This is a genomic window from Acetobacter sp. JWB, assembly GCF_003323795.1.
Classification (GTDB): Bacteria; Pseudomonadota; Alphaproteobacteria; order Acetobacterales; family Acetobacteraceae; genus Acetobacter; species Acetobacter oryzifermentans.
The window spans coordinates 1,882,850-1,904,647 of sequence record NZ_CP030871.1; the positions used below are offsets into that span (position 1 = coordinate 1,882,850).

The following is a 21,798-nucleotide window of genomic DNA, read 5'->3' on the forward strand; positions in this document are numbered from 1 at the left end:
TTACGCAACATAAGAAACCGTAATGGCGCCAGCTTAGGGCACCAGAACAGAAACTGTAGCCGTGCAGGCAATACCTTCTTCACGCCCGGTAAAGCCCAGACGTTCGGATGTGGTGGCCTTAACGGAAATCCGATCCACATCCACTTCCAGCAAATCTGCCAGACGTTTGCGCATGGCTTCAGAATGCGGGCCAATTTTAGGGCGCTCGCAAATCAGTGTCAGATCCGCATTTACCAGCATGCCGCCGCGTTCACGGATACGCTGGCCTGCATGCACCAGAAAGCGGGCGCTATCTGCGTTTTTCCACTCATTCTGGCTGGGTGGAAAATGGCGGCCAATATCACCTTCAGCCAATGCACCATAAATGGCATCACACAACGCATGGATACCCACATCGGCATCTGAATGCCCGGCCAAGCCTTTGGTATGGGGCACCGTAATACCGCACAGGATGAGCGGACGCCCTTCCTCAAACGCATGCACATCGTAACCCAGCCCTACGCGCGGCAGAAGCGTGGGGCCGATCAGTCGTTCCAGACGCACCAGATCACCCTCATATGTCAGCTTGATATTATCTTCATCACCCGCCACCAACGCGACGCTGAACCCGGCATCTTCCAGCAGTTTGGCATCATCCGTTGCACTCACGGATGCAGCGCCACGATGGAGATCTAAAAATAGGCCAAAGCGGAAGCCCTGTGGCGTTTGGGCACGATAAAGATGATCCCGCGGGACGGTGCCATCAATCACACCATCTTTTTCCCGCTTGAGTGTATCCGCCACTGGCACAGCCGGAATGGCCCCAGGATGCTGCTCCAATGCAGAAACAACATTGCCAATCACCTGCGCGGTCACATACGGGCGGGCCCCATCATGCACCAGCACGATATCCGGCTTTTCGGCTTCTGGCAGTTTATCCAGTGCCTCCAGCCCTGCGCGCACACTGGCTTGCCGGGTTTCACCTCCAGCTACTGGCGGCAGAATCTTCAATCCTTCCAGCGCCTCGTTCAAGGAGGCAGGATCTCCAACTGGCTGAATAGAGGTGACATGAGGCAATAAAGCTTGCGCTGCATGACGGATTACGGGTTGTCCAGCCAGCAGCACGTACTGCTTGGGAATGGAAGAACCCGTAGTGGCGGCATAACGACTGCCCGTACCGGCAGCCAAAAGAATGGCGGCTACTCGCATGTACGAAGCAATGGGGCGGCCTGCCTTGTCCGTCAAGCCTCAAAATAGGCAGAACACGGCTTTAGGGTTGGGCCGTATGCTCTTTTTCCTGCGACGGGCGATAGGCTTCTACCAGATAAAGCGGGCGTTTTTTGGTTTCATTAAAAATACGGCCCACATATTCGCCTATCAAGCCAACTGTCATAAGCTGGATACCGCCTAAAAACAGGATAACCGCCATAAGGCTGGGGTAACCCGCCACCCGGTTACCAAATAACAGGGTGCACCCAACAATCCAGATACCGTAGCACACAGCCAGTATGGAAATACCAAGCCCCATATATGTGCTTAACTGAAGCGGCAGCACAGAAAACGAGGTGATTCCCTCCAGCGCGAAGTTCCACAAAGACCAGTAATTAAAACTGCTCTTACCCGCAGAACGTGGGGCACGATCATACAGAACGGCGCGGGATGGAAAGCCAACCCAAGCAAATAGCCCTTTCATAAACCTATGCCGTTCACGCAGTAGCAACAGACTATCCACCAGCCTGCGGCTCATCAGCCGGAAATCCCCTGTATCTGGCGGAATAACCACTTTGTTGCCTAGCCGCTTCATGACACGGTAGAACATCCATGCTGTCAGCCGTTTGGGAATAGTCTCCCCTTCCCGCGTGTTGCGACGGGCGTAAACAGTATCTACATCATCTGTCCATGCGGCTACCAGATCGGCAATAACTTCTGGTGGATCCTGTAAATCGGCATCAATTACAATAATGCCGCGCGTACCCCGTGCATGATCCAACCCTGCTGTTAGAGCAATTTCCTTACCAAAATTGCGGGAAAGGTTCACAACACTTACGCGCCCATCCTGCTCTGCCAGAGCATACATGCCAGCCAACGTTTGATCCCGCGAGCCATCGTTTACGTAAACAACCTCCCACGGCGCACCAATCCCTTCCATAACGGCAGATAGCCGCTGGTGAAAAATTGGCAGAACTTCCTGTTCATTATAACAGGGCACAACCACGCTAAACGCTGGCGAAAAACCAGATGGCAAAATTTTTTCCTCTCATTCAGCATCGAACAAGACTATCTCAATCAAGCAAGCCATCAGATGTTGGAGCTTGCTCCATGCTGCCAGTTTATACAGATACCAAAGCACAAAAAGCTTAAATAATAAGTGCTACAGATTTTGCCTAAAGGCTGTTGTCAAATCCGCAACAGGGTGCGGCAAATTCTCTCCAATACGGCATTCTCAGGCTTGCATCCCGCCTGTGGCAAACTAAAAGAGCCCCATATGGCGCTTTATATCTTCTTTCAGGGATAATATTACCTCATGGCCACGCAAGAAATATTAAAAGAAAATGTAAAGGATGCGCCTATGGTGCTCCAGAACATTATTTTTCCGGCTCTTCAGTCCGTTATCCCTGAAGATCTGTATTTTCGGGCTCTGAATGAAAAGGTTGAGCTTTTTCGTGCTGCGCCAGAAACACTTTCATTTCATGCGGGCGGGCGGGCTGCCTTTGATACATACTTTAACGGCATTACCGTTGAACGGTGGCGTGAACTCTGTGCCATTGAGAACCTGAGCCTGACGCTGGAAGGCAAAGGCAAGTTTATTGTCCGCTTTGGGCTGCATCAGCTTGGCCTGCCCCACCGGTGGTTGTTTGAACACACAGTGGAACTGGAAGAAGGCGCACCGGTCTCTCTGGATCTGCCATTCTGGGCTGGTCTGGAACGCGGCCTGCTTTATATGTGGGTGGAAGCGCTGGAAGATGGTTACCTGCGCGGCGGCAATGTTTCCACCACACAGCAGCCAGTGCGAGATGCCCGCATGGCTATTGTTATCACACACTTTAACCGTAAACCGCACCTGCTCCCTGCCCTGCAAAAGCTTGAAGCTGGCCTGAAGAATGCACCACAGTGGAAAGACCGGGTGCAGGTTATTGTGGTCGATAACTCTCAAAACGTCACACCTGATGAAGCCGGAAGCGCGCTGGTTATACCTAACCGGAATCTGGGTGGCGCTGGCGGCTTTACCCGCGGGTTGCTTTACGCAAAAGACCACGGCTTTACGCACTGCCTGTTCATGGATGATGATGCTAGCTGTGACTTTGAGGCCGTTTGCCGTGCCTACATGCTGCTGAGCTACAGCACGGAAGATCGCGCTGCCATTGTAGGCAGCCAGCTTCGTGAAACTGTGCCTTGGCAGCTGCACGAAGCCGGAGCGCGTTTTGTAAAAGGCCGGTGGATTGCCCGTAAACACATGCTGGACATGCGCAATATCCACCACCTTTTGCTTTCAGAAATGGATGATTCCGCCGCCAACTACGGCGGCTGGTGGTTCTTTGCCTTTCCCATTTCTGCCGTGCGCCACTTCCCCTACCCCTTCTTTGTGCGCGGGGATGACGCGGAATTCTCGCTCCAGAACAAATTCCCGCTGGTAACGATGAACGGCATCTGCTCCATGGCAGAAGACTTCAGCGTCAAGGAAAGCCCGATGACGCGGTATCTGGGCCTGCGCGCGACCATGGTACTGATGATGCTGAATGGAGAAGAAAAATCCAAACCGTATCTGGATGTTTTTCTGGTCTGGTTCCGTGGCGTTCTGTTCTCCTACAATTACGCCAGCGCCAAAGCGTTAATCATGGCCATGAAGCACGTGATGGAGGGGCCTGAATTCTTTGTGCGCAACATGGATATGGCTAACGTACGTGCCCAGATTGGCGCCCTGACACCCAGTGAAAAAATGGTGCCTTATGATCTGAAAGATATTGAGGTTCTGCACCATCATCATCACGATGGACGTATCCGCCGCCTGGCACGGCTTGTCACTCTCAATGGTACACTTCTGCCAGCCGTATTGATGCGGGATGATGTGCGCTTCCAGTTCAAAGACTTTAACGCGGCTTTCCGTGATATCTTCCGTTTTAAACACGTGCTTTACTATCACGAAGCCACGCGCACGGGTTATGTCGCCACTCAGAACAGAAAACTGTTTTTTGAGCTCTGGAAAGAAGGGTTGGCAGTGTGTGCAAAATTTGCGCGCGCCATGCCTGCCCTGCAACAAGCTTATGTCAAAGCGCTGCCAAATATGACAACTGAAGATTTCTGGCGCCATGTTTACAAAAATGAACTGACAACAGAAGAAAAAAAGAGCTGAGTTTATCAAAGTCTTTTTCTTAATCTGACGTATCAGAAAAAAGCCCGGCAAAAATATTGCCGGGCTTTTTAGTATCAGCGCATTTGCAGAATAAGCTGCAATTTTCGCTCTCTGCTGAGTTGCCACAAAAAGACCACCAACCCTAACACCCCCATCAGTAGACAAACCAAAGCCAGCGGCCATGTGTGCGGGAAATAGGAAACTGTCAGCTTACCAGAACATCCTGCTGGTACATCAACCTGCACCAAAACATCCTGAAAACCACTTACGTTTACTTTACAATTCAAACCTTGCGCGGTGTAACCCGGCCACCACTGGCGAGACAAAACCATCCGCACGGGCGCTGTATGCGCTGGCACAGAAAACGTCATGCTATTTGCTGTCTCACGCTCCACTGTCACGCCTGTTTGCGTAGAATACGCCAGATTGGCTGGATACGTTTTGGGCGTAGAAAGATACAGCATTCCAGACTGTGCTGTAGCAACCTTATGGTATCCGCAGGCCAGAAAATCATGATGATATTTCTGATAGGTATCGGAAGACACCACCATGCTGCTAACGGCAAACAGATCAAACAAACAGGGATTACCGGGCAGCATAACAGCAGATGCCAGTTTGGGAATAATATCATCCGGTTTGAAAATGGTATGAGACGTATCGTGCGTTAAAACGGCATCGGTATAATCCTGCCCATTGGGAGAATAACCATTGAGCGCACGGATATTGTAATACCCAAACAAGCTTGATTGCAGATCTGCCGCTTCCTTTGGATGCTCCCTACTCCAAGGCACAAATGAAAGCAGATTACCCTGCATATTCACTGAGGCAGGAACAGAAACATGAGAAGGCAGTACATTCACCGGCAAATAAATCCTCCCCAGAGAAGGCATGCTGGCGAGCATCAGCAACAGGGAAAATACTGGTATAGCCGCTGGAATAATAAGCCCAATATCTTTGTCGGTTATTTTCTTGCTTCTGGCATACAAAAACCACACCGCTACCAACGCAATGCTTGTTAAAAGCTCCAAAGCAACAACTTTGGGACGCTCAAATACATTTTTGGAAGCCGAAACAACAAACAGCAAAGCGGTAATTCCAAAAAATACATTCCGTCTCGCAGAACTTTCAACAATGTCCTTTTTTGAAAAAACATAGAATGTCGTAATTGCTGCAAATACAGAAACATACGGCACAAAACGCAAAGGCCAACGTAAAATACCCATTTGCGAAGGCATAAGAGCCAAAGCCGTTGTTATACCCAAAATAACCAAACAGGCTGCCAGAACACGATCACGCACAGAAGTACGGAAGAAAATTGCAACCGGCAACGCAAACAGTGTGGAAAACCCAACAGGTATAAAAACAGACTTATACCCACCAAAATAATTCATGAATTCATAATAAGTTGGAGAGAACGTTACCAGTAACTGAGAAAGGCTGGGCACCATAAAATTATCTGCATTCTCCCACCCTGTTGCACGGTTAAGCAGCGGATGCAGATACACGTATTCTGAATACACAGGAATGGCGGCTATGCCTGCCAATAACAAAGGCACACAACGCCGGAACAGAACCTTTATGGGATCTCCATATGCCAGATCCACACAACTAAAGCCTGCCACAACAGCCAGATAACCAATAAACCCATGCGGCCAGCCAGAGGCCAGAAGCACAAGTGTTGCAGCAAAATTAGCTATAACTGCCCCTGTGGTCATACGTTGGCGCAATTGGCAGTACGTTGCAATGGCCAGCAAAGACCACGCATGCCCATTAGCAGCGTTCCACCATGGCCCGGCATATTGATATAAAAATACTGGGTTGATTGCGATCGAAAACCCAAGCAACAAAGAAATATCGCGCGATATTTCCAAGCTGCGACCTATAATATAACCGGAAATGCAGCAGATAAAAACGTTACACAAAGCATAAAACCACCCCGTAATAAGCGGATTGGTTGTAAGGCAGGTTACCAAAGATGCCAGAATATTCTGCGGCGCAAAAATACCACGCTGCAATTCTACCATTGCGTTATCACCAATAAAAATATTCTTGGTGATGAACGGAATTTCTCCAGATAACCATGTCTGCCCATACTGGCGCAGAAACCCCAGATACTCGTTCTGGGCATCATCTATGGTAAAAAAGGACGGAAAGCGAACCTCGCATATCCCCACCACAAAGCACGACACCAGCAAAGCGTAAAAAACAGCTAAAAAACCGTTTTTTACGAAACTATTGTTTCTTGACATATCAGACCAAAAAAAATGGAATACCTTTCTCTTTTTCAACAGAAAGCGCCAAAATTATCAATAAAAACTAAATAAATTTTACGAAACCGCATAAAAAAAACACCCATACAAATATATTGCATGGGTGTTTCATAAAATATTACAGAAAATTACTGTCAGGTAGGATCAACAAAAAACGCAGGGAGTGAAAGTTCCGAAGCCTGCAATGCCGTGTCGATCACATCGCACGCAGCCAGCGCTTCCTTGATGGTAACATCCATATCCAGATAACGGTACGTGCCCAAACGCCCCATAAAGGACACGCCTTTTTCTGCACGTGCCAGCTCGATATAGCTTTCGAGCATCTTCTTTTCGTTTACCAACCGGATCGGGTAGTAAGGAATATCGTTTTCACCCGCCAGACGACTGTATTCACGGAAACAAACCGTTTTGGAGAACTTGTCCTGTTCCCACGGGGCAAAGTGTTTGTGTTCAGAAATACGCGTATAAGGCACTTCTTCATTACAGTAGTTGATAACCGCGGTACCCTGATGATCGCCATCATCTACAAAGCGTTCAAAATCCAGCGTTCTGTACCCTAGGCGGCCCAGACGGAAACCAAAATACCGATCAATCGGCCCCGTATAGAATACGTGCTGAAAATCTTCTTTCAGGCTTTCAAAAGAACTGCCTAACCGGACATCAATGCCTTCAACGTTCAGGATATTCTGCACAATGGCAGTATAACCTTCTTCTGGCATGCCCTGATACGGATGGTTGAAGTAGTTATCATCATAATTGAAGCGCAAAGGCAGGCGCTTGAGAATGGAAGCCGGAAGCTGTGTAGGCTCCAGCCCCCACTGCTTGCGCGTATATCCATAAAAGAATGCCCGATACAGATCCGGGCCAATCATGCTCAGTGCCTGTTCTTCAAAGGACTGAGGGTTAGTAATGCTTTTATCCGCTTTGCTTTCAATAAAAGCACGCGCTTCCTTCGGCCCCATTGTAGTACCGAAGAACTGGTTAATGGTCAGCAGGTTAACAGGCAGCGTATAGACGTGCTCGTTAGAAATGGCTTTCACACGGTTTACATAAGGCTTGAACGTGCCAAATTTCTGCACGTAAGCCCATGTACGCTCATCTGCGGTGTGGAAAATATGAGGCCCATATTTATGCACCATAACACCGGTTTCAGCATCACGCTCCGTGTAACAATTCCCACCAATATGGGAGCGTTCATCCACGACCACCACTTTATGACCGCGCTCTGCCAGATGACGGGCAATAACGGCACCACTAAATCCAGCGCCCACAACACAAAATGTCATACGTTTCTCAACCCTTCAGCCCTAACTTTAACAACAAACAATACCAGTTTAATCTTTGAAGAATGTATATCCCGTTACCACACTTTGGCCAACAACTTGCCTAAGTTCATCAGGCGTTAAAGTTTTTCGTACATGAAGCCTATAATATAACCAAAGCAAGTGGCACGTCATAGGAAAGGAGGCCCCATAAATATGGAGCCTCCTTTCCCGCAGAACTACATAAACTTAAAGAAATTCAACAACAGGACGTTCCTCAATTAAGAGCTTGTCCCTATTATGCAGCAACCAGACGCCCATAATTCTTTCCGAAATAAAGCCAAAAATTCTTTTCTGATAATCAGTATAATTATTGAAAAATTTCAAATCAGCCAAAGGAAGCAGTATTGAGAAAAGCCATTCACAGTATCTATCAACAACAGCTTTCTTACCAACAAACATGTTGTATCGGTAAATAGCACACTCCTCTCTCATGAAAAATCTATACGCATCCATATATTCTGGGTGCAATCTTTGTATCATTCTTTCAACAAGAAACATGTCATCTATATTATGGTACAATCTATAGTTATGTAAAACGTTCCCTACGTCCTGCTTCAAAGAAACCACAAGATCGACATCACCCATAAGGTAATCAAAATCATTCCCTGCGGCTATTTCTTCTCTTTCAATCTTTTCATCTGGATTAGACGGGGTCTTATAAAACAGATTATTTCCATACGTTTTTTTTGCAAAAAAACGTCGATAATGACTCAATCCAACAATGTCGGACGTTTTGTCATTTTTCCACATCCAATATAAGGCTGTTAATTCACAGAAGCAGTAATTGAGATCAGATATATTTTGCCCTGTATCATCACCCATGAAATTTGTTACTATATTCTTATTCTTTTTCCCACACAACATTGGAGTATAAATATTATCAATAGGATTTTGAAAGTTATCGTGGCAAGCGGTGTATATTGTTACTTTCATAATTACCTCGAGGAGCAAAATCTTATCTTATAATAGAAAAATGCAAATATTAAAAGACTCAATCCATCAACAGTAAAATACATTGATTTCCAAAAAGATCCCCCTCAAAAACCTTTTCGAAAAGCCCCGCAAAATAAAAAATAATACATTCATGTGTAAACAACATTAAATACAAATATTAATTATTTTATTTATAAACAGATATCCAAAAATTTCGACTGCATAATGTAGATAGTTTACTTCTATACGACTTTCTCAAAAACGGTGTCTTCAAAATAAATATAATACTTGTTTTGAAAAAAGCCCATGTAAGAGCCAGCAATCGGAACCTATTAAGTTCCACCTCAAAAATATCTGAACTTTCATATTTACGATAAACAATGCGCTGATGTCTGAATGTCAGCCCCAGTAACCCGCTCGTATATTCTCCTACATATACCGGTTTTTTATATAAAGCCCATCCTGGCAGAAGATGCCCGTTTAAACTCATGAGCCTCACACATCTCCTCAATTTTGTTTCTAATTGTCCTTCATAATGAAACCGATGTGATTGAAAATATGCAGGTTCTTTACATTGCACAGCTTCTTTTTGGATACGCTTGGCAAGGGGCATAAAATCCAGATTTTGCCGCCAGAAATCAGCCCCTTGGCTTACATCTTGAAATGCCAGCAAAATAGCCTGCGCACTTTGATACCTGCATGATAATGCACACCATAAAAAAGCGAGCCCCATCATTTTTACAGCCGGTAATGCGCGCCCTTGCCCCACCATAAGGTAGATAGCCAAGGATGCCCGCATACCCAAGTAACGGGTAAAAGCACTTTCCTTGCTCAAAAAGTGTTCAGAAAAACAGGCAATACCATTTACCGTAACAATATTAAAACGGTTCATCAGGCCAAAAAGCGCATCATCTCCTCTCACAAAAAAGGGAAATGGATAGGCTGATACGGCATCTAGCCTGAACGCAAAAAACCACCATCCACCATAAACGGGCTTGCCTGTATCCTGCTCCAGATTCAGCAGATTTTCTATAGGCCTAACGTCTTCACCTTTATGTAAAGGACGAAACACCCCCTCTGAGAATTCAGCACCTTTTTCCTGCACACTCCATGGCTTTTGATCGTCCAGCAAGGTACCTGCCAAGCCGATGCGCCTATCTACACTGTAAGCCAACATAGCGTAGCAACGCCGTATAGCTTCAACCTCGCAGGAAATATCATCATCCATGAACAGACAGTGGGTAAAGGTGCCTTGCTCATGCAGATATAAAAGGCCGCGCGCAAAACCACCGCTGCCGCCGTAATTATGGTTTTTGATAACCTTGGCCCCCGGCACCTCCGCCGGATCAAGGTTGGCTGAATTATCTATAACAATAAAATGGATCACATCCTGATAGGCAGGATCTTGCAAAAGCGCCTTTTGCACCCGCTGAATGGAATTACGTACATATTGTTGCCGATTAAAATGCGTGATGACAACACCCAACTGAGGCACCTGCACCATGGGCGAGGATGTTGCAAAATATACGGCCTCTACCGTGCACTCTGACTGAGCCGTTACACTACAATACAGCAGGCCTTCAGATAATGTAGGCCACGCTGATATTTCCTCTGCGCAGCGTATTTCGCCCTCAATTTCTTTGCTCCAAAGAGGTGTGACAACATCTGCCTTGGAACGATAAAAAAGCGTTACCTCACCTTGCCCGCGTATATGCAAGCTCAACAGCAGGCGACTTACACCACCAGCCTGTTTCCACTTTTTTACGGAAAACGCATTGTAAAATGTATCAAAAGTAAATGCCTGCCCCATCTTTAGCCGAAAGGCTGAGGAAGATGCATCAGCCACACGCTCTGGCAGCGCAGGACGTGCATACATTGCATCGCATTGCTCCAGCCCTTCAGTTGGCAAGATAAGACGATGCAAAACCGTAAGCATGGGAGCACTTTCAAACGGAGCGTGAAAAGACACATCCGGCTTTAGCGCACACAAACGCCTACTGCACCCTGTATTTTAGGAAAAAATGGCGCGCCCTGCTGGATTCGAACCAGCGACCCACAGCTTAGAAGGCTGTTGCTCTATCCAACTGAGCTAAGGGCGCTTTACGCCCTACGCATAATAGGGAAAAGCAAGAAAATCAATGCGTCCAGTTTTGGATGCGATCATAACGGAAGTTATCTGCATATACTTTGGGGCGACGCATACGCGGTGCTGTTTCTTCCACCACATACGCAATGTGTTCGCGTTGCGCATAAGCTTCCGCAGCCTCACGGCTATCAAAATACAAATGTATTTGAGATTGTGGATCTGCACTACCAGTCCACCCCATAAGGGCGCTCTGCTTACGTGGAGCAGATTGACCGTATTCAAAAACCCACTCTCTAGTGCCAGCCAAACCTGACTGACCAGCAGGCTTTGACTGCCTATAAATACGCGCTGGCATGATGTTGCCTCCCGCTTTATTTATGGTCGGGGCGCCCGGACTCGAACCGGGGGCCTCGTGTACCCAAAACACGCGCGCTACCAGGCTGCGCCACGCCCCGAACTGAGCGCTTGTTTAAGCGCCTATTCGGAGTATGGCAACCCTCTGATGATAAAAAATCAGTCAACCATGCTTTTTTTGCTTTTTGCCAGCGGTGGCACAAACAAAGGCGCCGTATCCCACGGGAACAAAACCCAGGTATCCTGCGGCACTTCTGTAATAAACAGATCTGTCAGTTCCTTGCCCGCAGGCTTGGCATACAGGCATGCAAAATAAGCTTTGGGCAGTTTTTCACGCACCACACGGGCCGTCACACCAGAATCAACCAGATCATCAATAATCAGGAAACCTTCTCCATCACCGGCGGCAACGGGCTCCTTAATAATCTGGGGCTTGCCCATATTTTCTTCATCATACGTCACGACAGAAATGGTTTCTATCAGACGGCACCCTAGTTCACGCGCGGCAATAGCTGCGGGAATCAACCCTCCGCGTGTTACCGCCACAATGCCTTTAATGGGCATTTTAGGCATCAGCGCCTCTGCTAACGCACGTGCATCACGATGCAACTGATCCCATGTTACCGTGGCATAATTCACAGCCATTCAAGCGTTCCCTTTTCCATCCATTCTGCAAACAATGCTTCTGTCGTGCCGTCGGGTCATTACATGACTGTTTGCCACAAAGTCTCGGCGGCTCGGCTCCAACCTATGGGCCGAAAACGTGTCTTTATCTGTTGCTCCATAGCTGCCAGGCGCTGCGGCTGATCCAGAACGTTACGTACAAGCTCCAATGCCTGCGATGCGTTATCAGGGTCAAACATTTCTGTCAGCCCCATCCCTGCTTCTGGCAGGGAAGACGCAGCAGACGTCAGGCAGGGCTTTCCCCAATGTAGGCTTTCTGTCACCGGTAGGCCCCAGCCTTCATAAAATGAAGGAAAAATTGTAAACCGCGCCTGCTTATAAAGCTGCGCCATACAGCTATCAGATGGTCGATCTACCCACACAACGTGCCCATTCAGCCACGCGCTATTTTCAAGCTGCTGCAACAGATCGTCCACCAGCCATCCCCGCCCGCCAGCAATCACCAGCTTCGGTACGGTATTGGCTGGCCGTTCCCGCAACAACCGCCGCCATACTCTTACTAAAAGCGCGTGATTTTTACGCACTTCCAACGTGCCAGCACATAAAACATAAGGCCCCAACTGCTTTATGTGCTCTTGAACAGAAGGAGGGGCGCTTGCCGGATCTGCCTTAGAAAACCCGCACCCCATAGGCACTACAATAACGGGAACAGAAAGCGGCGCGCCGCTGCGTTGTGCATAAGACAACACATCTTTCTGGGTAGATTCGGAATTCGCAAAAATAACATCGCATTCCGGCACAACCTGTTCATACCAACGCCGAAATACAGCGGGCAAACCGGGCTGGCACCATTCTGGCCACAAAAGCGGCACCAGATCATGCACCAAAACCCCAATACGCATGCCGTATTGCTGCCGACACTGTCGCAACAGTTTTTGATACATGGCATGAGACCATGATGCCCCCAGCGAAAGCAGGATATCCCCCTTTTGAGGAGAAAAAGCCTGTTCCTGTGCACTAAAATCATCTTTTTTGTGCAAATTATGAGAAGCCAGTTCCCATAAGCCGCGCACAAGCATTCCTCCTGCCTGCATCGCACTCTGGGTATTTCTGATCAGCTTACCAGCAGGAACGCGTACAGAAACTGGCACATGCTGCCCACATTTTTGAAGCAAACTTTGGTTTGTAAGGTATGAAGTAGAAAGGCTGCGTATCTGCATGCTTTCTGGTTGCCCAGCCCCCTGCCCACTCAGGGCTTGCCAAACCGCCTGCACCTGCGCCCAAGACACCACCACAAAGCCTGTACCCTGAATAGTGTGCCGCACAAAACCAATGTGGCCAGCCATACGCGGATCAACCATAAAAGCTGCACAAATTTCCAGCACAACGCGTTGAATACCCGTAAGCCGTGCACCTGCTTGTGCAAAGGCAAACAGATCTTCCACATCCATCCAGATACGCTTCATGATGGCCTTCCTTTTTTCTATCCGCACGATCTGGATAAAACATATTCTGCATCTGCAAGAAAACGTGGCAGACGCGCTTTTCCATGATTATAGAGGGTTGCATGACAAGTCATGCTGTTACTCCCCTCCCTCCTCTTGTGCTGGATCATCCGCTTATCAAGCACAAATTGACCCATTTGCGACGCGCAGAAACCTCTACTGCCGGTTTTCGTCGGCTTGTGCGCGAACTAAGCTTGCTGATGTGCTACGAAGCCACCCGCGAGTTGCCATTAGAACCAGTAGAAATCCAAACGCCTCTGGAACCCATGATGGGTGAACAACTGGCTGGGCCAGATGTGTGCTTTATTTCCATCCTGCGTGCTGGCAATGGGCTTTTAGATGGCATGCTGGATTTGGTGCCATTTGCACCGGTTGGCCATATTGGTTTGTACCGTGACCCCGAAACACTGGAAGCTGTAGAATATTATCTTAAGCTTCCCTCTCAGGTTTCTTCCCGCCGCTGTATTGTTGTTGATCCCATGTTGGCTACCGGGCACAGCGCGGCAGCCGCCATTACGCGGTTGAAGGAAAAAGGAGCACGCAAGCTGCTGTTTACCTGCCTGCTTTCTACCCCAGAAGGCATTGCCTGCTTGCAAAAAGCGCATCCAGACGTGCAGATTATGACATGTTCTATTGATCGCGGTTTGGATGAACACAGTTACATCGTTCCCGGCTTGGGTGATGCTGGTGATCGCCTTTTTGGCACACGTTAAGCGCTTGCCCCTTGGCATGCATTTTTGTGGATACGTGATATGAAATTGAAATCCGCTACCGTTCTTGCTGGCCTTCTGCTTGCTCTTACTGCCTGCCATGAACAGCCAGCATCAGACAGCAGCCCCTTGTTCCATGACAAGGCGCACCAGAAGGCCCCTCCGCCCATTATTGAAGATGAAGATGAAAACCCCCATGGTGGCCCTGCCTTAGATGAAAATGATGGCTACCGCCCAGACTCATCTAAAGCAAGCGGGCCTTACATGGGAACGGGGGCTGGCGGCTCACCGTAATATCTCAACGGTTACATTACACTTTATCATAAAGCCCTATTCCTGCAACTTCAGTGCCTTATTGGAATAGGGCTTTCATTTAGTACCAAACTTACTCATCAATTTCTGGAACACTGCCAATACGTTCCAAAAATTCTGGTTCTCCATAATCACCAGCTTCTTCATCCACCTGCATACGCACCACCAGTGCTCCGGCCACGGAAAGAACGCCTGCTCGCACCTTTTCTATCCGGCGATGCGCATCTTCCAGATTACGGCACAGAATGGCAGATCCACCTTCTAACTTCGTGCCCCGCCAAACAAATGGCTGAAAAACGATATGTTCAGACAAAGACATGAGATCCTCCTCAGCTTTTTCTGTTCTATATTTGTTCACATAAAAATTGCAAGTGCAATTAAAATAGGTTCCATAAAAAAAGCCGTGGCCCTTACTCTAGGCCACGGCTTTCTAAGCATTGCGCTGCTGTATGGCGTTACGGACGCCCAACAGACAGATACGAAAAACCAGATTCACGCATAACAGCAGGATCAAAAATATTGCGCAAATCTACAATAATTTTATTTCGCATACGTTGCGCCAAAGCATCTGGTGAAATGGATCGGAACTGCTCCCACTCTGTTAAAACCACCAAAACGTCAGCATCCTGTGCGGTTGCCAACGCATTTTCACAGTATGTTGTTTCTGGTGGCAAAAGAGATTTGGCGGCATCCATGCCAACCGGATCATAAGCCTGCAAGCGTGCCCCGCCCTCAGCCAAACGGTGCAAAATGGGAATGGAAGCTGATTCCCGCATATCATCTGTTTCAGGCTTGAAGGTCAGGCCCAGTACAGCCACGGTCTTATTGTTTACCGAACCACCACACGCCGCAATAATGCGGCCCGCCATGGCAGCTTTACGAGCCTCATTCACCTGCACTGTGGTTTCTACTAAACGACACCCGCTTTGGGCTTCCTGCGCGATGCGGGAAAGAGCCAGCGTATCTTTGGGGAAGCAGGAACCACCATAACCGGGGCCAGCATTTAAAAAGCGGCTGCCAATACGATCATCCAGCCCCATTCCGTAAGCCAACTCTTGCACGTTGGCCCCTAATTTTTCACACAGATCGGCCATTTCATTAATGAAAGAAATCTTCATGGCCAAAAAGGAGTTGGACGCATATTTGGTCAGCTCTGCCGTTTCCAGACCGGTAAAGACCAATGGTGCATCAATTTTCTTCAGCGGTTCATAAACCCGCTGCATAACAGCTTCGGCACGGCGTGCGCGTTCTGGCTGTTTTTGATCCAACCCGATGATAACCCGATCTGGGCGCATACAATCATCAATAGCGCTGCCCTCACGCAGGAACTCAGGATTGGAGGCTACATCAAAATCCAGATCCGGGCGGGTGGCGCGAATAATTTCAGCTATTCTACGGCTACTGCCCACTGGCACTGTGGATTTGGTGACAATAACGGCATAGCCGGTAAGAGCTTGTGCAATCTGCCGGGCCGCTGCGTGTACATATTGCAGATCTGCTGCACCATCCCCATTCCGTGGCGGCGTGCCCACGGCAATAAAAACAGCTTCTGCGCCAGCAACAGCCTGTGCAATATCATCCCCAAAAGTCAGGCGTCCGGCACGTGCATTGGTTTCAACCAACACATCCAAGCCCGGTTCATAAATAGGGATACGACCTTCGCGCAAAGCAGAAAGGCGGTCTGGATTTGTTTCCACCACAGCAACATGCAGCCCAAATTCAGCAAAACATGCGCCGGAAACCAGTCCAACATATCCGCCACCAATCATGGCTATACGCACGAGCAACTCTCCCATCCTGCCATAAGGTCACACCCTGCTTTATGTACAAATATCAGGGGAACTCAACAGCGGCATCAATGCCCTGTGCAGCCAACATACGCAATGTGAAAAGGTAAATATTGGTTTTTGCCTGTTACTTTCCCCCGTTTACACCCCGAAAAATGAAAGGCATGCGCCTATACGCCAAGCTGAGCCTTCACATTTACGCTCACCAAATATTCGCCTAGCGCAAGTCAATTTAATATGTCACTATCGAAACGGAATAGACGGACATTTAATGGAGTAAAGAGCGCATGAAACTGGTTACTGCGATTATCAAGCCTTTCAAACTTGATGACGTGCGCGAAGCTCTGGCCCCTTTAGGCATTCAGGGGTTAACAGTTTCTGAAGTGAAGGGCTTTGGTCGGCAACGCGGCCAGACCGAGATTTATCGTGGTGCAGAATATCGCATCAGTTTTCTGCCCAAGATCAAGGTTGAAATTGTTATCAAAGATGACATGGAAGACATGGTTGTGGAGGCCATTGCCACAGCAGCGCATACTGGCAAAATTGGTGATGGCAAAATCTTTGTAAGTGATATTTCACGCGCTGTGCGTATTCGCACCAAAGAATCTGGCGAAAGTGCTCTGTAAGCAAGTTTTCACGCGCTACGTTACTTTAAAAATACATTACTGAAGGAAAATATATTCCCTTCAGTAATGTCCTTTTGCTTCCAATCAAATAATATAATCAATTGGCGGCAGTGTCTGATCCATATTCAGGGCGGGCATGCGCCCGGTATGGCGCACACCAACCTTACGGGCTGGGTTACCTACAACCGTTGTAAAGGGCGGCACGGGTTCCAGCACAATGGAACCAGCTCCAATTTTGGCACCCTCACCAATTTCAATATTCCCCAAAACCTTGGCACCGGCACCAATCAACACGCCACGCCGCACCTTAGGGTGCCTGTCTCCAGAATGCTTGCCTGTGCCACCCAGTGTGACGTTTTGCAGAATGGAAACATCATCTTCGATAATGCAGGTTTCCCCTACAACAATGCCCGTACCGTGATCGAATAAAATACGCCGCCCAAGGCGCGCTGATGGGTGAATATCGACAGCAAACAACTCCGATGCGCGGCTTTGCAGATGTAACGCCAGATGCCGCCGCCCCTCTGCCCACAACCAATGCGCCACCCGATATGTTTGAACTGCCTGATAGCCCTTAAAGAACAGAAACGGCGTTACAAAATCCGGGCAGGCGGGATCTCTTTCTCGAATCGCCAGTAGATCAGCCGCGGCGGCACATACAATATCCGGCTCTGCATCAAAGCCTTCTTTAACAAGCTCCGCCAAAGCATCGGATGCCACAGACCGATCCCCCAACTTGCGCCCGATCAACGCCGCCAGTGCAGAAGAAAAATCTGAATGACTGCGCACGCCTGTCGCCAGCAACCCTTTCACCAACGGATCATGGCAAACACAGGCCTGCTGTGTCATCTGTTGCCACAGAACATTTAGCTGAGGCGCGCAGATTGAGCTGTCTTCATCAAAATGGCTGGCTTTGACGGCAGCCTGAGCGCCGTCATGCGTTGCTGCATCCATTTTTACAATCCCATAGCGTGCTTTACAAAGGCTTTACGCAGGGCGGGCAAACGGTTCACCCCCGCAATACCCACATCACGCGCAAACCTTAAAACTGGATTATTGTTACTGAACAGCCTGTCCAGCACATCGGTTGCTGCAAGCATAAGCATGTTGGCTGGGCGGCATTCTGCCTGATAACGCGCCAGCAACTCAGGCGCTCCCAGATCTTTGCCGTGATGATGTGCTGCAATCAAAATCTTGCTTAGCGCAATAATATCGCGAAAACCCAAATTAAGCCCCTGCCCGGCTATGGGATGGATACCATGCGCGGCATCTCCCACCAGAACCATGCGGGTATCCGTATAACGTTGGGCATACTGGGCAGACAGAGGATACGTCCACCGCCGCCCCACAGGCTTGACCTGCCCTAAACGATTATTGCCCATCCGGCGCTGAAGCTGCATGGCAAACACATCGTCCGGCAATGCGGCAAAACGCTCTGCCAAGCCATCATGATCGCTCCAGACAATAGCGGACATGTAAGGGTGTTCTTCATTCCCTGGCAAAGGAAGTTGCGCAAATGGCCCTGCGGGTAGGAAATGCTCAAGCGCGCTGTTATCATGCGGGAATTCATGCGCAATGGCGCAAACAATAGCCGTTTGCCCATAAGACAAGCGCGTAAGCGGAATGCCAGCCTGAGAACGCAAACGGCTTTTACGCCCATCAGCCGCCACAATCAGCTTTGCCTTAAAACTGCGCCCATCATGCAAGGTTACGGTTGCCCCTTCCTTATGCCGCACAATACTGGCTTCAGCCGGAGCCAGCAGTGTAATTTCTGGCGTAGTGTGCAGGCTGGCGTTTAACGCTACACGCAAAGAACGTGCCTCAATCATCCATCCAAATGGCTGATTGGCATCTTCCCGCGTGAACTCCAGAAATAACGGTGATGCGGGCTCACCCGGCCGCCCATCCGTTACAAGAATATCCTCAATCGGGCAGGATGGCAGAGGCAAAGCCTCCCACACACCGGCTTCTTCCAGATATGCTTTGGGGCCAGCAGCAATAGCATAGGCCCGGCCATCAAAATCTGGGTCTTCCATGGGCGGCAGATCCGCCTTGTCCACCACAGCCACTTTGATACCCGCCTGCGCCAAGTGGCACGCCAAGGTTCCCCCAACAGGCCCAGCACCAATAATGCAGACATCTACATCTGAAATGGGCATCTGCGCGTGTGCTGCCGCTGCGGGCTCAGCATGGGCTGTCTGATGCATAGGTTCGTTCCTTAGCTCATAAGCGCCACACGTTGGGGCGCATCTTCTCCAATTCAGGAACAGTCTATACACCAGCCCCCTGCTCTTGTAATGAATTTGTATCAAATAACCAAAAAAGTCATGACATTACAGGTAGTTAGGTTCTCCTGAAAATCCACATAACACCCAGCAAATCCATAATGGCTGAAGGTGCAATCTTGCCATGCGCGAAAGTCACTAGCCCGTTTTTTTGGATTCCATCATGGTTTGCCAGCTTTTTCACGCTTCATTGAACACTCTAAGGATTATTTCCCCTGCTTGAGCATCTCGACTATCTGCTGCAGCATTATGGATATGGAATTATCACCATCATTGTCATGATGGAGAGCATGGGCCTGCCCTTACCAGCAGAAACCTGCATTATCACGGCTGCGCTTTACAGCCTTAAAACCCACCATCTGGGTATTGAGGGCATTACTGCGGCTGCGATTTTGGGGGCCATTATCGGAGATAATTTCGGTTATCTGATCGGGCGCCATGTTGGGCTACCGCTTTTACAGAAACATGGCGCAAAAATTGGCCTGACAGCGGATCGCCTCCTGTTAGGGGAATATCTGTTTCACCATCATGGCGATGCCATTGTTTTCTTTGGGCGCTTTATCTCTGTTGCACGCGTGTTTGTGGCATTGCTTGCAGGAGCCTGCCAATTGCGCTGGCCGCGCTTTATGCTGTTTAATGCCCTTGGCGGCACTTGCTGGGCTGGTGGCTATGCTATTGGCACGTACATTCTGGGCAATCAGATTACCAAATTGTCCGGAACAGTCGGAACATGCGTGGGTGTTATTGGGATTATCTGCATTATCGGGAGCGCCATCTTCCTTAAAAAGAACGAGAAAAAGCTTATGCAGCGCGCCCTTGCTGAAGCCAAGACAGGCCAGTTCCCCCCAGCCTGAAAGGTGTATGCTGATACTACCCTAGAAAATTATAAATTTTTACCCTAAACGCCTTTGCCTCTGCACGCTTTCCAAATTCCATTGGCAAACACGTAAGGTAAAGAAAGCACACAATATGAGATGGTTTAGATCCCGCCTGATATGTCGCCTTCTTGGCCACAAATGGTCACCTTGGCAGCGTGAAAATTCATGGGGCAACAATACAGAGTTTTTGCACCGCCACTGCCTGCGACATGGATGTTTGGCTACCGAGAAAAAGAATCAGGCACAGTAGGAGGCTGGGCCTTCTGCGTTGGCGGCATGGCTTACCAAGGCGGCGTGCATGGCAGCGGTAAAGGCCACCAGGCAGGAAAAAAGAAGGTTACGCGCCATAACCCTGCGGGTGGTTTTTGCGCCAGTTAAAGGCTGTTTCCACAATCCGATCGATATCCGTAAATTCTGGCGCCCAACCTGTTGCTTCCATCAGGCGCGCTGGGCTGGCCACCAGGCTGGCCGGATCACCCGCGCGGCGTGGGCCTGCCTGCCAAGGCACTTCCAGATTGCTCACGCGGCCAACGGCATCAATAATTTCGCGGTTGGAATTGCCGCGCCCTGTGCCAACGTTAAACACCACGCTTTTATCATTCAGAAGCGGCAGCACAGCCAGATGGGCACGCGCCAGATCTGTAACATGCACATAATCACGAATACAGGTGCCATCTGGCGTGGGGTAGTCCTCACCAAACAGCGTAAGGGCTGGGCGACGCTTCAGGGCGGCATCAATAACCAGCGGGATCAGATGCGTTTCAGGGCGATGGTCTTCCCCCGCACGGCCAGCCGGATCAGCTCCAGCGGCGTTGAAATAGCGCAGGCAGGCACTTTTCAGTCCATGAATTTTGTCGGCCCAGTACAGGGCGCGTTCCACCATATATTTGCTCTCGCCATACGGAGAGCCGGGGTTGATGGGGGCATCCTCGTTAATCGGGCCTTCCCCGGCAGAACCAAACAGGTTGGCTGTGGAGGAAAACACAAAGCGTTTTACACCGTGGCGCACACAGGCATCAATCAGCCCAAAACCGTAGCCAGCATTGGCTGTCATGTACATCATGGGGTTTTGCATGCTTTCTCCCACCAAGGAGAGGGCTGCAAAATGCAGAATACCATCCCACGTACCGGAGGAAAGAACCTTATCCAGACAATCAATGTCTGAAATATCACCTTGCACGAAGGTCGCCTGTTCTGGCACCGCGGCGCGGTGGCCAGTGCGCAGGTTGTCCAGCACAACAACGTCGTGCCCATCATCCAGCAGGGCAAGAACAACGTGGCTGCCAACATACCCAGCGCCACCGGTTACCAGAAAACGAGCCATACTCTCTTTTCGCTCCGTGCAATGTAAAAAGTCATACCCGGTTATCTTGCTGATAAGTCCAGGAAAGAGTCCGCTTCATTTCCGCTTCAGAACGGCTTAAGCAAACGGTCAAGATAACTTATATGCTCACTTAGTACCGTCGATATTTTCATAATGCAAAAATTGCCGCGTAATTTTCTAGAAAAATCCATTTTTCAATAAAAACTCACAGAGCATTTTTTAAGGCTTTTAGACTCTGCGATCACATGCGCAAGATGCGGTCTGTCAGACGTTTAATATCTTAACAGATTGATTTTAGGGAAAAGTCTTTCTTTTGATGGCGGATGGGGTGGGATTCGAACCCACGGTACGGTTCCCCGCACGCTGGTTTTCAAGACCAGTTCCTTAAACCACTCGGACACCCATCCTCATGTCATCCATCTGAGGACCTGCCGCCTTATAAACAGGAT

19 protein-coding genes and 3 tRNA genes are annotated in these 21,798 nt (G+C 49.0%); 5 read left to right on the forward strand and 17 right to left on the reverse strand.

Translation table 11 applies throughout. The features are described from left to right. Nucleotides 1-33: 33 nt before the first annotated feature. Both DS739_RS08905 and DS739_RS08910 read right to left on the reverse strand, forming a co-directional pair. Nucleotides 34-1,188 carry a bifunctional 2-C-methyl-D-erythritol 4-phosphate cytidylyltransferase/2-C-methyl-D-erythritol 2,4-cyclodiphosphate synthase gene (locus DS739_RS08905; protein WP_035350588.1) on the reverse strand — a complete coding sequence of 385 codons (1,155 nt, stop codon included), beginning with the start codon at nucleotides 1,186-1,188 and terminating at the stop codon, nucleotides 34-36. Between the two features lie 61 nt (nucleotides 1,189-1,249). Next, nucleotides 1,250-2,224, reverse strand: a complete 975-nt coding sequence (locus DS739_RS08910; protein WP_006116459.1) for a glycosyltransferase family 2 protein — start codon at nucleotides 2,222-2,224, stop codon at nucleotides 1,250-1,252. A gap of 279 nt (nucleotides 2,225-2,503) precedes the next feature. Between DS739_RS08910 and DS739_RS08915 the strand changes: the two genes are divergently transcribed. Continuing rightward, a complete protein-coding gene (locus tag DS739_RS08915; protein ID WP_006116458.1) occupies nucleotides 2,504-4,330 on the forward strand; it encodes a glycosyltransferase family 2 protein in 1,827 nt (608 codons plus the stop codon). A gap of 74 nt (nucleotides 4,331-4,404) precedes the next feature. Here the strand turns inward: DS739_RS08915 and DS739_RS08920 are convergent, their stop codons facing one another. The 9 genes from DS739_RS08920 to DS739_RS08960 all read right to left on the reverse strand — a co-directional run bounded on the left by DS739_RS08920 (nucleotide 4,405) and on the right by DS739_RS08960 (nucleotide 13,388). After that, a complete protein-coding gene (locus DS739_RS08920; RefSeq protein WP_039891801.1) occupies nucleotides 4,405-6,579 on the reverse strand; it encodes a hypothetical protein in 2,175 nt (724 codons plus the stop codon). Between the two features lie 155 nt (nucleotides 6,580-6,734). After that, entirely contained in the window at nucleotides 6,735-7,886 is a 1,152-nt protein-coding gene (gene glf, locus DS739_RS08925; protein WP_006116456.1) for a UDP-galactopyranose mutase, read from the reverse strand. Nucleotides 7,887-8,111: 225 nt separating this feature from the next. Further along, nucleotides 8,112-8,858 (reverse strand): DUF4422 domain-containing protein, encoded by a 747-nt coding sequence (locus DS739_RS08930; protein WP_081461449.1) that lies wholly within the window; start codon nucleotides 8,856-8,858, stop codon nucleotides 8,112-8,114. 187 nt (nucleotides 8,859-9,045) lie between these two features. Further along, entirely contained in the window at nucleotides 9,046-10,794 is a 1,749-nt protein-coding gene (locus DS739_RS08935) for a glycosyltransferase (protein ID WP_170315315.1), read from the reverse strand. An 86-nt stretch (nucleotides 10,795-10,880) separates the two neighbouring features. Further along, nucleotides 10,881-10,957: transfer RNA gene (locus DS739_RS08940), tRNA-Arg, on the reverse strand. 36 nt (nucleotides 10,958-10,993) lie between these two features. Continuing rightward, on the reverse strand, nucleotides 10,994-11,299 hold the full coding sequence (locus DS739_RS08945) for an ETC complex I subunit (RefSeq protein ID WP_035350573.1): 306 nt from the start codon (nucleotides 11,297-11,299) through the stop codon (nucleotides 10,994-10,996). Nucleotides 11,300-11,322: 23 nt separating this feature from the next. Beyond that, nucleotides 11,323-11,399 (reverse strand) — tRNA-Pro (locus DS739_RS08950). A gap of 58 nt (nucleotides 11,400-11,457) precedes the next feature. After that, nucleotides 11,458-11,943, reverse strand: a complete 486-nt coding sequence (gpt, locus tag DS739_RS08955; protein ID WP_006116452.1) for a xanthine phosphoribosyltransferase — start codon at nucleotides 11,941-11,943, stop codon at nucleotides 11,458-11,460. A 59-nt stretch (nucleotides 11,944-12,002) separates the two neighbouring features. Then, on the reverse strand, nucleotides 12,003-13,388 hold the full coding sequence (locus DS739_RS08960) for a glycosyltransferase family 1 protein (RefSeq protein ID WP_035350569.1): 1,386 nt from the start codon (nucleotides 13,386-13,388) through the stop codon (nucleotides 12,003-12,005). 83 nt (nucleotides 13,389-13,471) lie between these two features. On the opposite strand from DS739_RS08960, the gene upp reads away from it, so the two are divergent. Continuing rightward, entirely contained in the window at nucleotides 13,472-14,140 is a 669-nt protein-coding gene (upp, locus tag DS739_RS08970; RefSeq protein ID WP_006116450.1) for a uracil phosphoribosyltransferase, read from the forward strand. A 39-nt stretch (nucleotides 14,141-14,179) separates the two neighbouring features. After that, nucleotides 14,180-14,431 carry a hypothetical protein gene (locus DS739_RS08975; protein WP_035350566.1) on the forward strand — a complete coding sequence of 84 codons (252 nt, stop codon included), beginning with the start codon at nucleotides 14,180-14,182 and terminating at the stop codon, nucleotides 14,429-14,431. A gap of 91 nt (nucleotides 14,432-14,522) precedes the next feature. Here the strand turns inward: DS739_RS08975 and DS739_RS08980 are convergent, their stop codons facing one another. After that, complete coding sequence (locus tag DS739_RS08980; protein ID WP_035350564.1) at nucleotides 14,523-14,768, reverse strand: hypothetical protein; 246 nt, start codon at nucleotides 14,766-14,768, stop codon at nucleotides 14,523-14,525. A gap of 136 nt (nucleotides 14,769-14,904) precedes the next feature. Beyond that, on the reverse strand, nucleotides 14,905-16,245 hold the full coding sequence (locus DS739_RS08985) for a UDP-glucose/GDP-mannose dehydrogenase family protein (protein ID WP_006116447.1): 1,341 nt from the start codon (nucleotides 16,243-16,245) through the stop codon (nucleotides 14,905-14,907). Nucleotides 16,246-16,523: 278 nt separating this feature from the next. Here DS739_RS08985 and DS739_RS08990 point away from each other — a divergent pair, with 278 nt between their 5' ends. Then, complete coding sequence (locus DS739_RS08990; protein WP_003625731.1) at nucleotides 16,524-16,862, forward strand: P-II family nitrogen regulator; 339 nt, start codon at nucleotides 16,524-16,526, stop codon at nucleotides 16,860-16,862. A gap of 84 nt (nucleotides 16,863-16,946) precedes the next feature. Here the strand turns inward: DS739_RS08990 and cysE are convergent, their stop codons facing one another. Together cysE and DS739_RS09000 are read right to left on the reverse strand one after the other, a co-directional pair. Next, nucleotides 16,947-17,816 (reverse strand): serine O-acetyltransferase, encoded by an 870-nt coding sequence (gene cysE / locus DS739_RS08995; protein WP_003625733.1) that lies wholly within the window; start codon nucleotides 17,814-17,816, stop codon nucleotides 16,947-16,949. Nucleotides 17,817-17,818: 2 nt separating this feature from the next. Further along, nucleotides 17,819-19,069: a UbiH/UbiF/VisC/COQ6 family ubiquinone biosynthesis hydroxylase gene (locus DS739_RS09000; RefSeq protein WP_081461448.1), complete on the reverse strand. Its 1,251-nt coding sequence runs from the start codon at nucleotides 19,067-19,069 to the stop codon at nucleotides 17,819-17,821. A gap of 368 nt (nucleotides 19,070-19,437) precedes the next feature. Here DS739_RS09000 and DS739_RS09005 point away from each other — a divergent pair, with 368 nt between their 5' ends. Next, the gene (locus tag DS739_RS09005; protein WP_231621146.1) at nucleotides 19,438-20,001 is read left to right on the forward strand and encodes a DedA family protein; all 564 of its coding nucleotides are present in this window, start codon (nucleotides 19,438-19,440) and stop codon (nucleotides 19,999-20,001) included. A gap of 361 nt (nucleotides 20,002-20,362) precedes the next feature. Here DS739_RS09005 and galE read toward each other — a convergent pair whose 3' ends face one another. Beyond that, entirely contained in the window at nucleotides 20,363-21,349 is a 987-nt protein-coding gene (gene galE / locus DS739_RS09015; protein ID WP_006116444.1) for a UDP-glucose 4-epimerase GalE, read from the reverse strand. 317 nt (nucleotides 21,350-21,666) lie between these two features. Further along, nucleotides 21,667-21,756: transfer RNA gene (locus DS739_RS09020), tRNA-Ser, on the reverse strand. Nucleotides 21,757-21,798: the final 42 nt, after the last annotated feature.

Bases quoted from the DNA above. Each gene is read 5' to 3' on its own strand.
- DS739_RS08980 (WP_035350564.1), bottom strand. From the start codon at position 14,768: ATGTCTTTGTCTGAACATATCGTTTTTCAGCCATTTGTTTGGCGGGGC.
- DS739_RS09000 (WP_081461448.1), bottom strand. From the start codon at position 19,069: ATGCATCAGACAGCCCATGCTGAGCCCGCAGCGGCAGCACACGCGCAG.
- DS739_RS09005 (WP_231621146.1), top strand. From the start codon at position 19,438: ATGGGCCTGCCCTTACCAGCAGAAACCTGCATTATCACGGCTGCGCTT.
- DS739_RS08930 (WP_081461449.1), bottom strand. From the start codon at position 8,858: ATGAAAGTAACAATATACACCGCTTGCCACGATAACTTTCAAAATCCT.
- glf (WP_006116456.1), bottom strand. From the start codon at position 7,886: ATGACATTTTGTGTTGTGGGCGCTGGATTTAGTGGTGCCGTTATTGCC.
- DS739_RS08905 (WP_035350588.1), bottom strand. From the start codon at position 1,188: ATGCGAGTAGCCGCCATTCTTTTGGCTGCCGGTACGGGCAGTCGTTAT.
- DS739_RS08960 (WP_035350569.1), bottom strand. From the start codon at position 13,388: ATGAAGCGTATCTGGATGGATGTGGAAGATCTGTTTGCCTTTGCACAA.
- DS739_RS08935 (WP_170315315.1), bottom strand. From the start codon at position 10,794: ATGCTTACGGTTTTGCATCGTCTTATCTTGCCAACTGAAGGGCTGGAG.
- galE (WP_006116444.1), bottom strand. From the start codon at position 21,349: ATGGCTCGTTTTCTGGTAACCGGTGGCGCTGGGTATGTTGGCAGCCAC.
- DS739_RS08975 (WP_035350566.1), top strand. From the start codon at position 14,180: ATGAAATTGAAATCCGCTACCGTTCTTGCTGGCCTTCTGCTTGCTCTT.
- DS739_RS08945 (WP_035350573.1), bottom strand. From the start codon at position 11,299: ATGCCAGCGCGTATTTATAGGCAGTCAAAGCCTGCTGGTCAGTCAGGT.
- DS739_RS08985 (WP_006116447.1), bottom strand. From the start codon at position 16,245: ATGGGAGAGTTGCTCGTGCGTATAGCCATGATTGGTGGCGGATATGTT.
- DS739_RS08920 (WP_039891801.1), bottom strand. From the start codon at position 6,579: ATGTCAAGAAACAATAGTTTCGTAAAAAACGGTTTTTTAGCTGTTTTT.
- gpt (WP_006116452.1), bottom strand. From the start codon at position 11,943: ATGGCTGTGAATTATGCCACGGTAACATGGGATCAGTTGCATCGTGAT.
- cysE (WP_003625733.1), bottom strand. From the start codon at position 17,816: ATGGATGCAGCAACGCATGACGGCGCTCAGGCTGCCGTCAAAGCCAGC.
- upp (WP_006116450.1), top strand. From the start codon at position 13,472: ATGATTATAGAGGGTTGCATGACAAGTCATGCTGTTACTCCCCTCCCT.
- DS739_RS08990 (WP_003625731.1), top strand. From the start codon at position 16,524: ATGAAACTGGTTACTGCGATTATCAAGCCTTTCAAACTTGATGACGTG.
- DS739_RS08915 (WP_006116458.1), top strand. From the start codon at position 2,504: ATGGCCACGCAAGAAATATTAAAAGAAAATGTAAAGGATGCGCCTATG.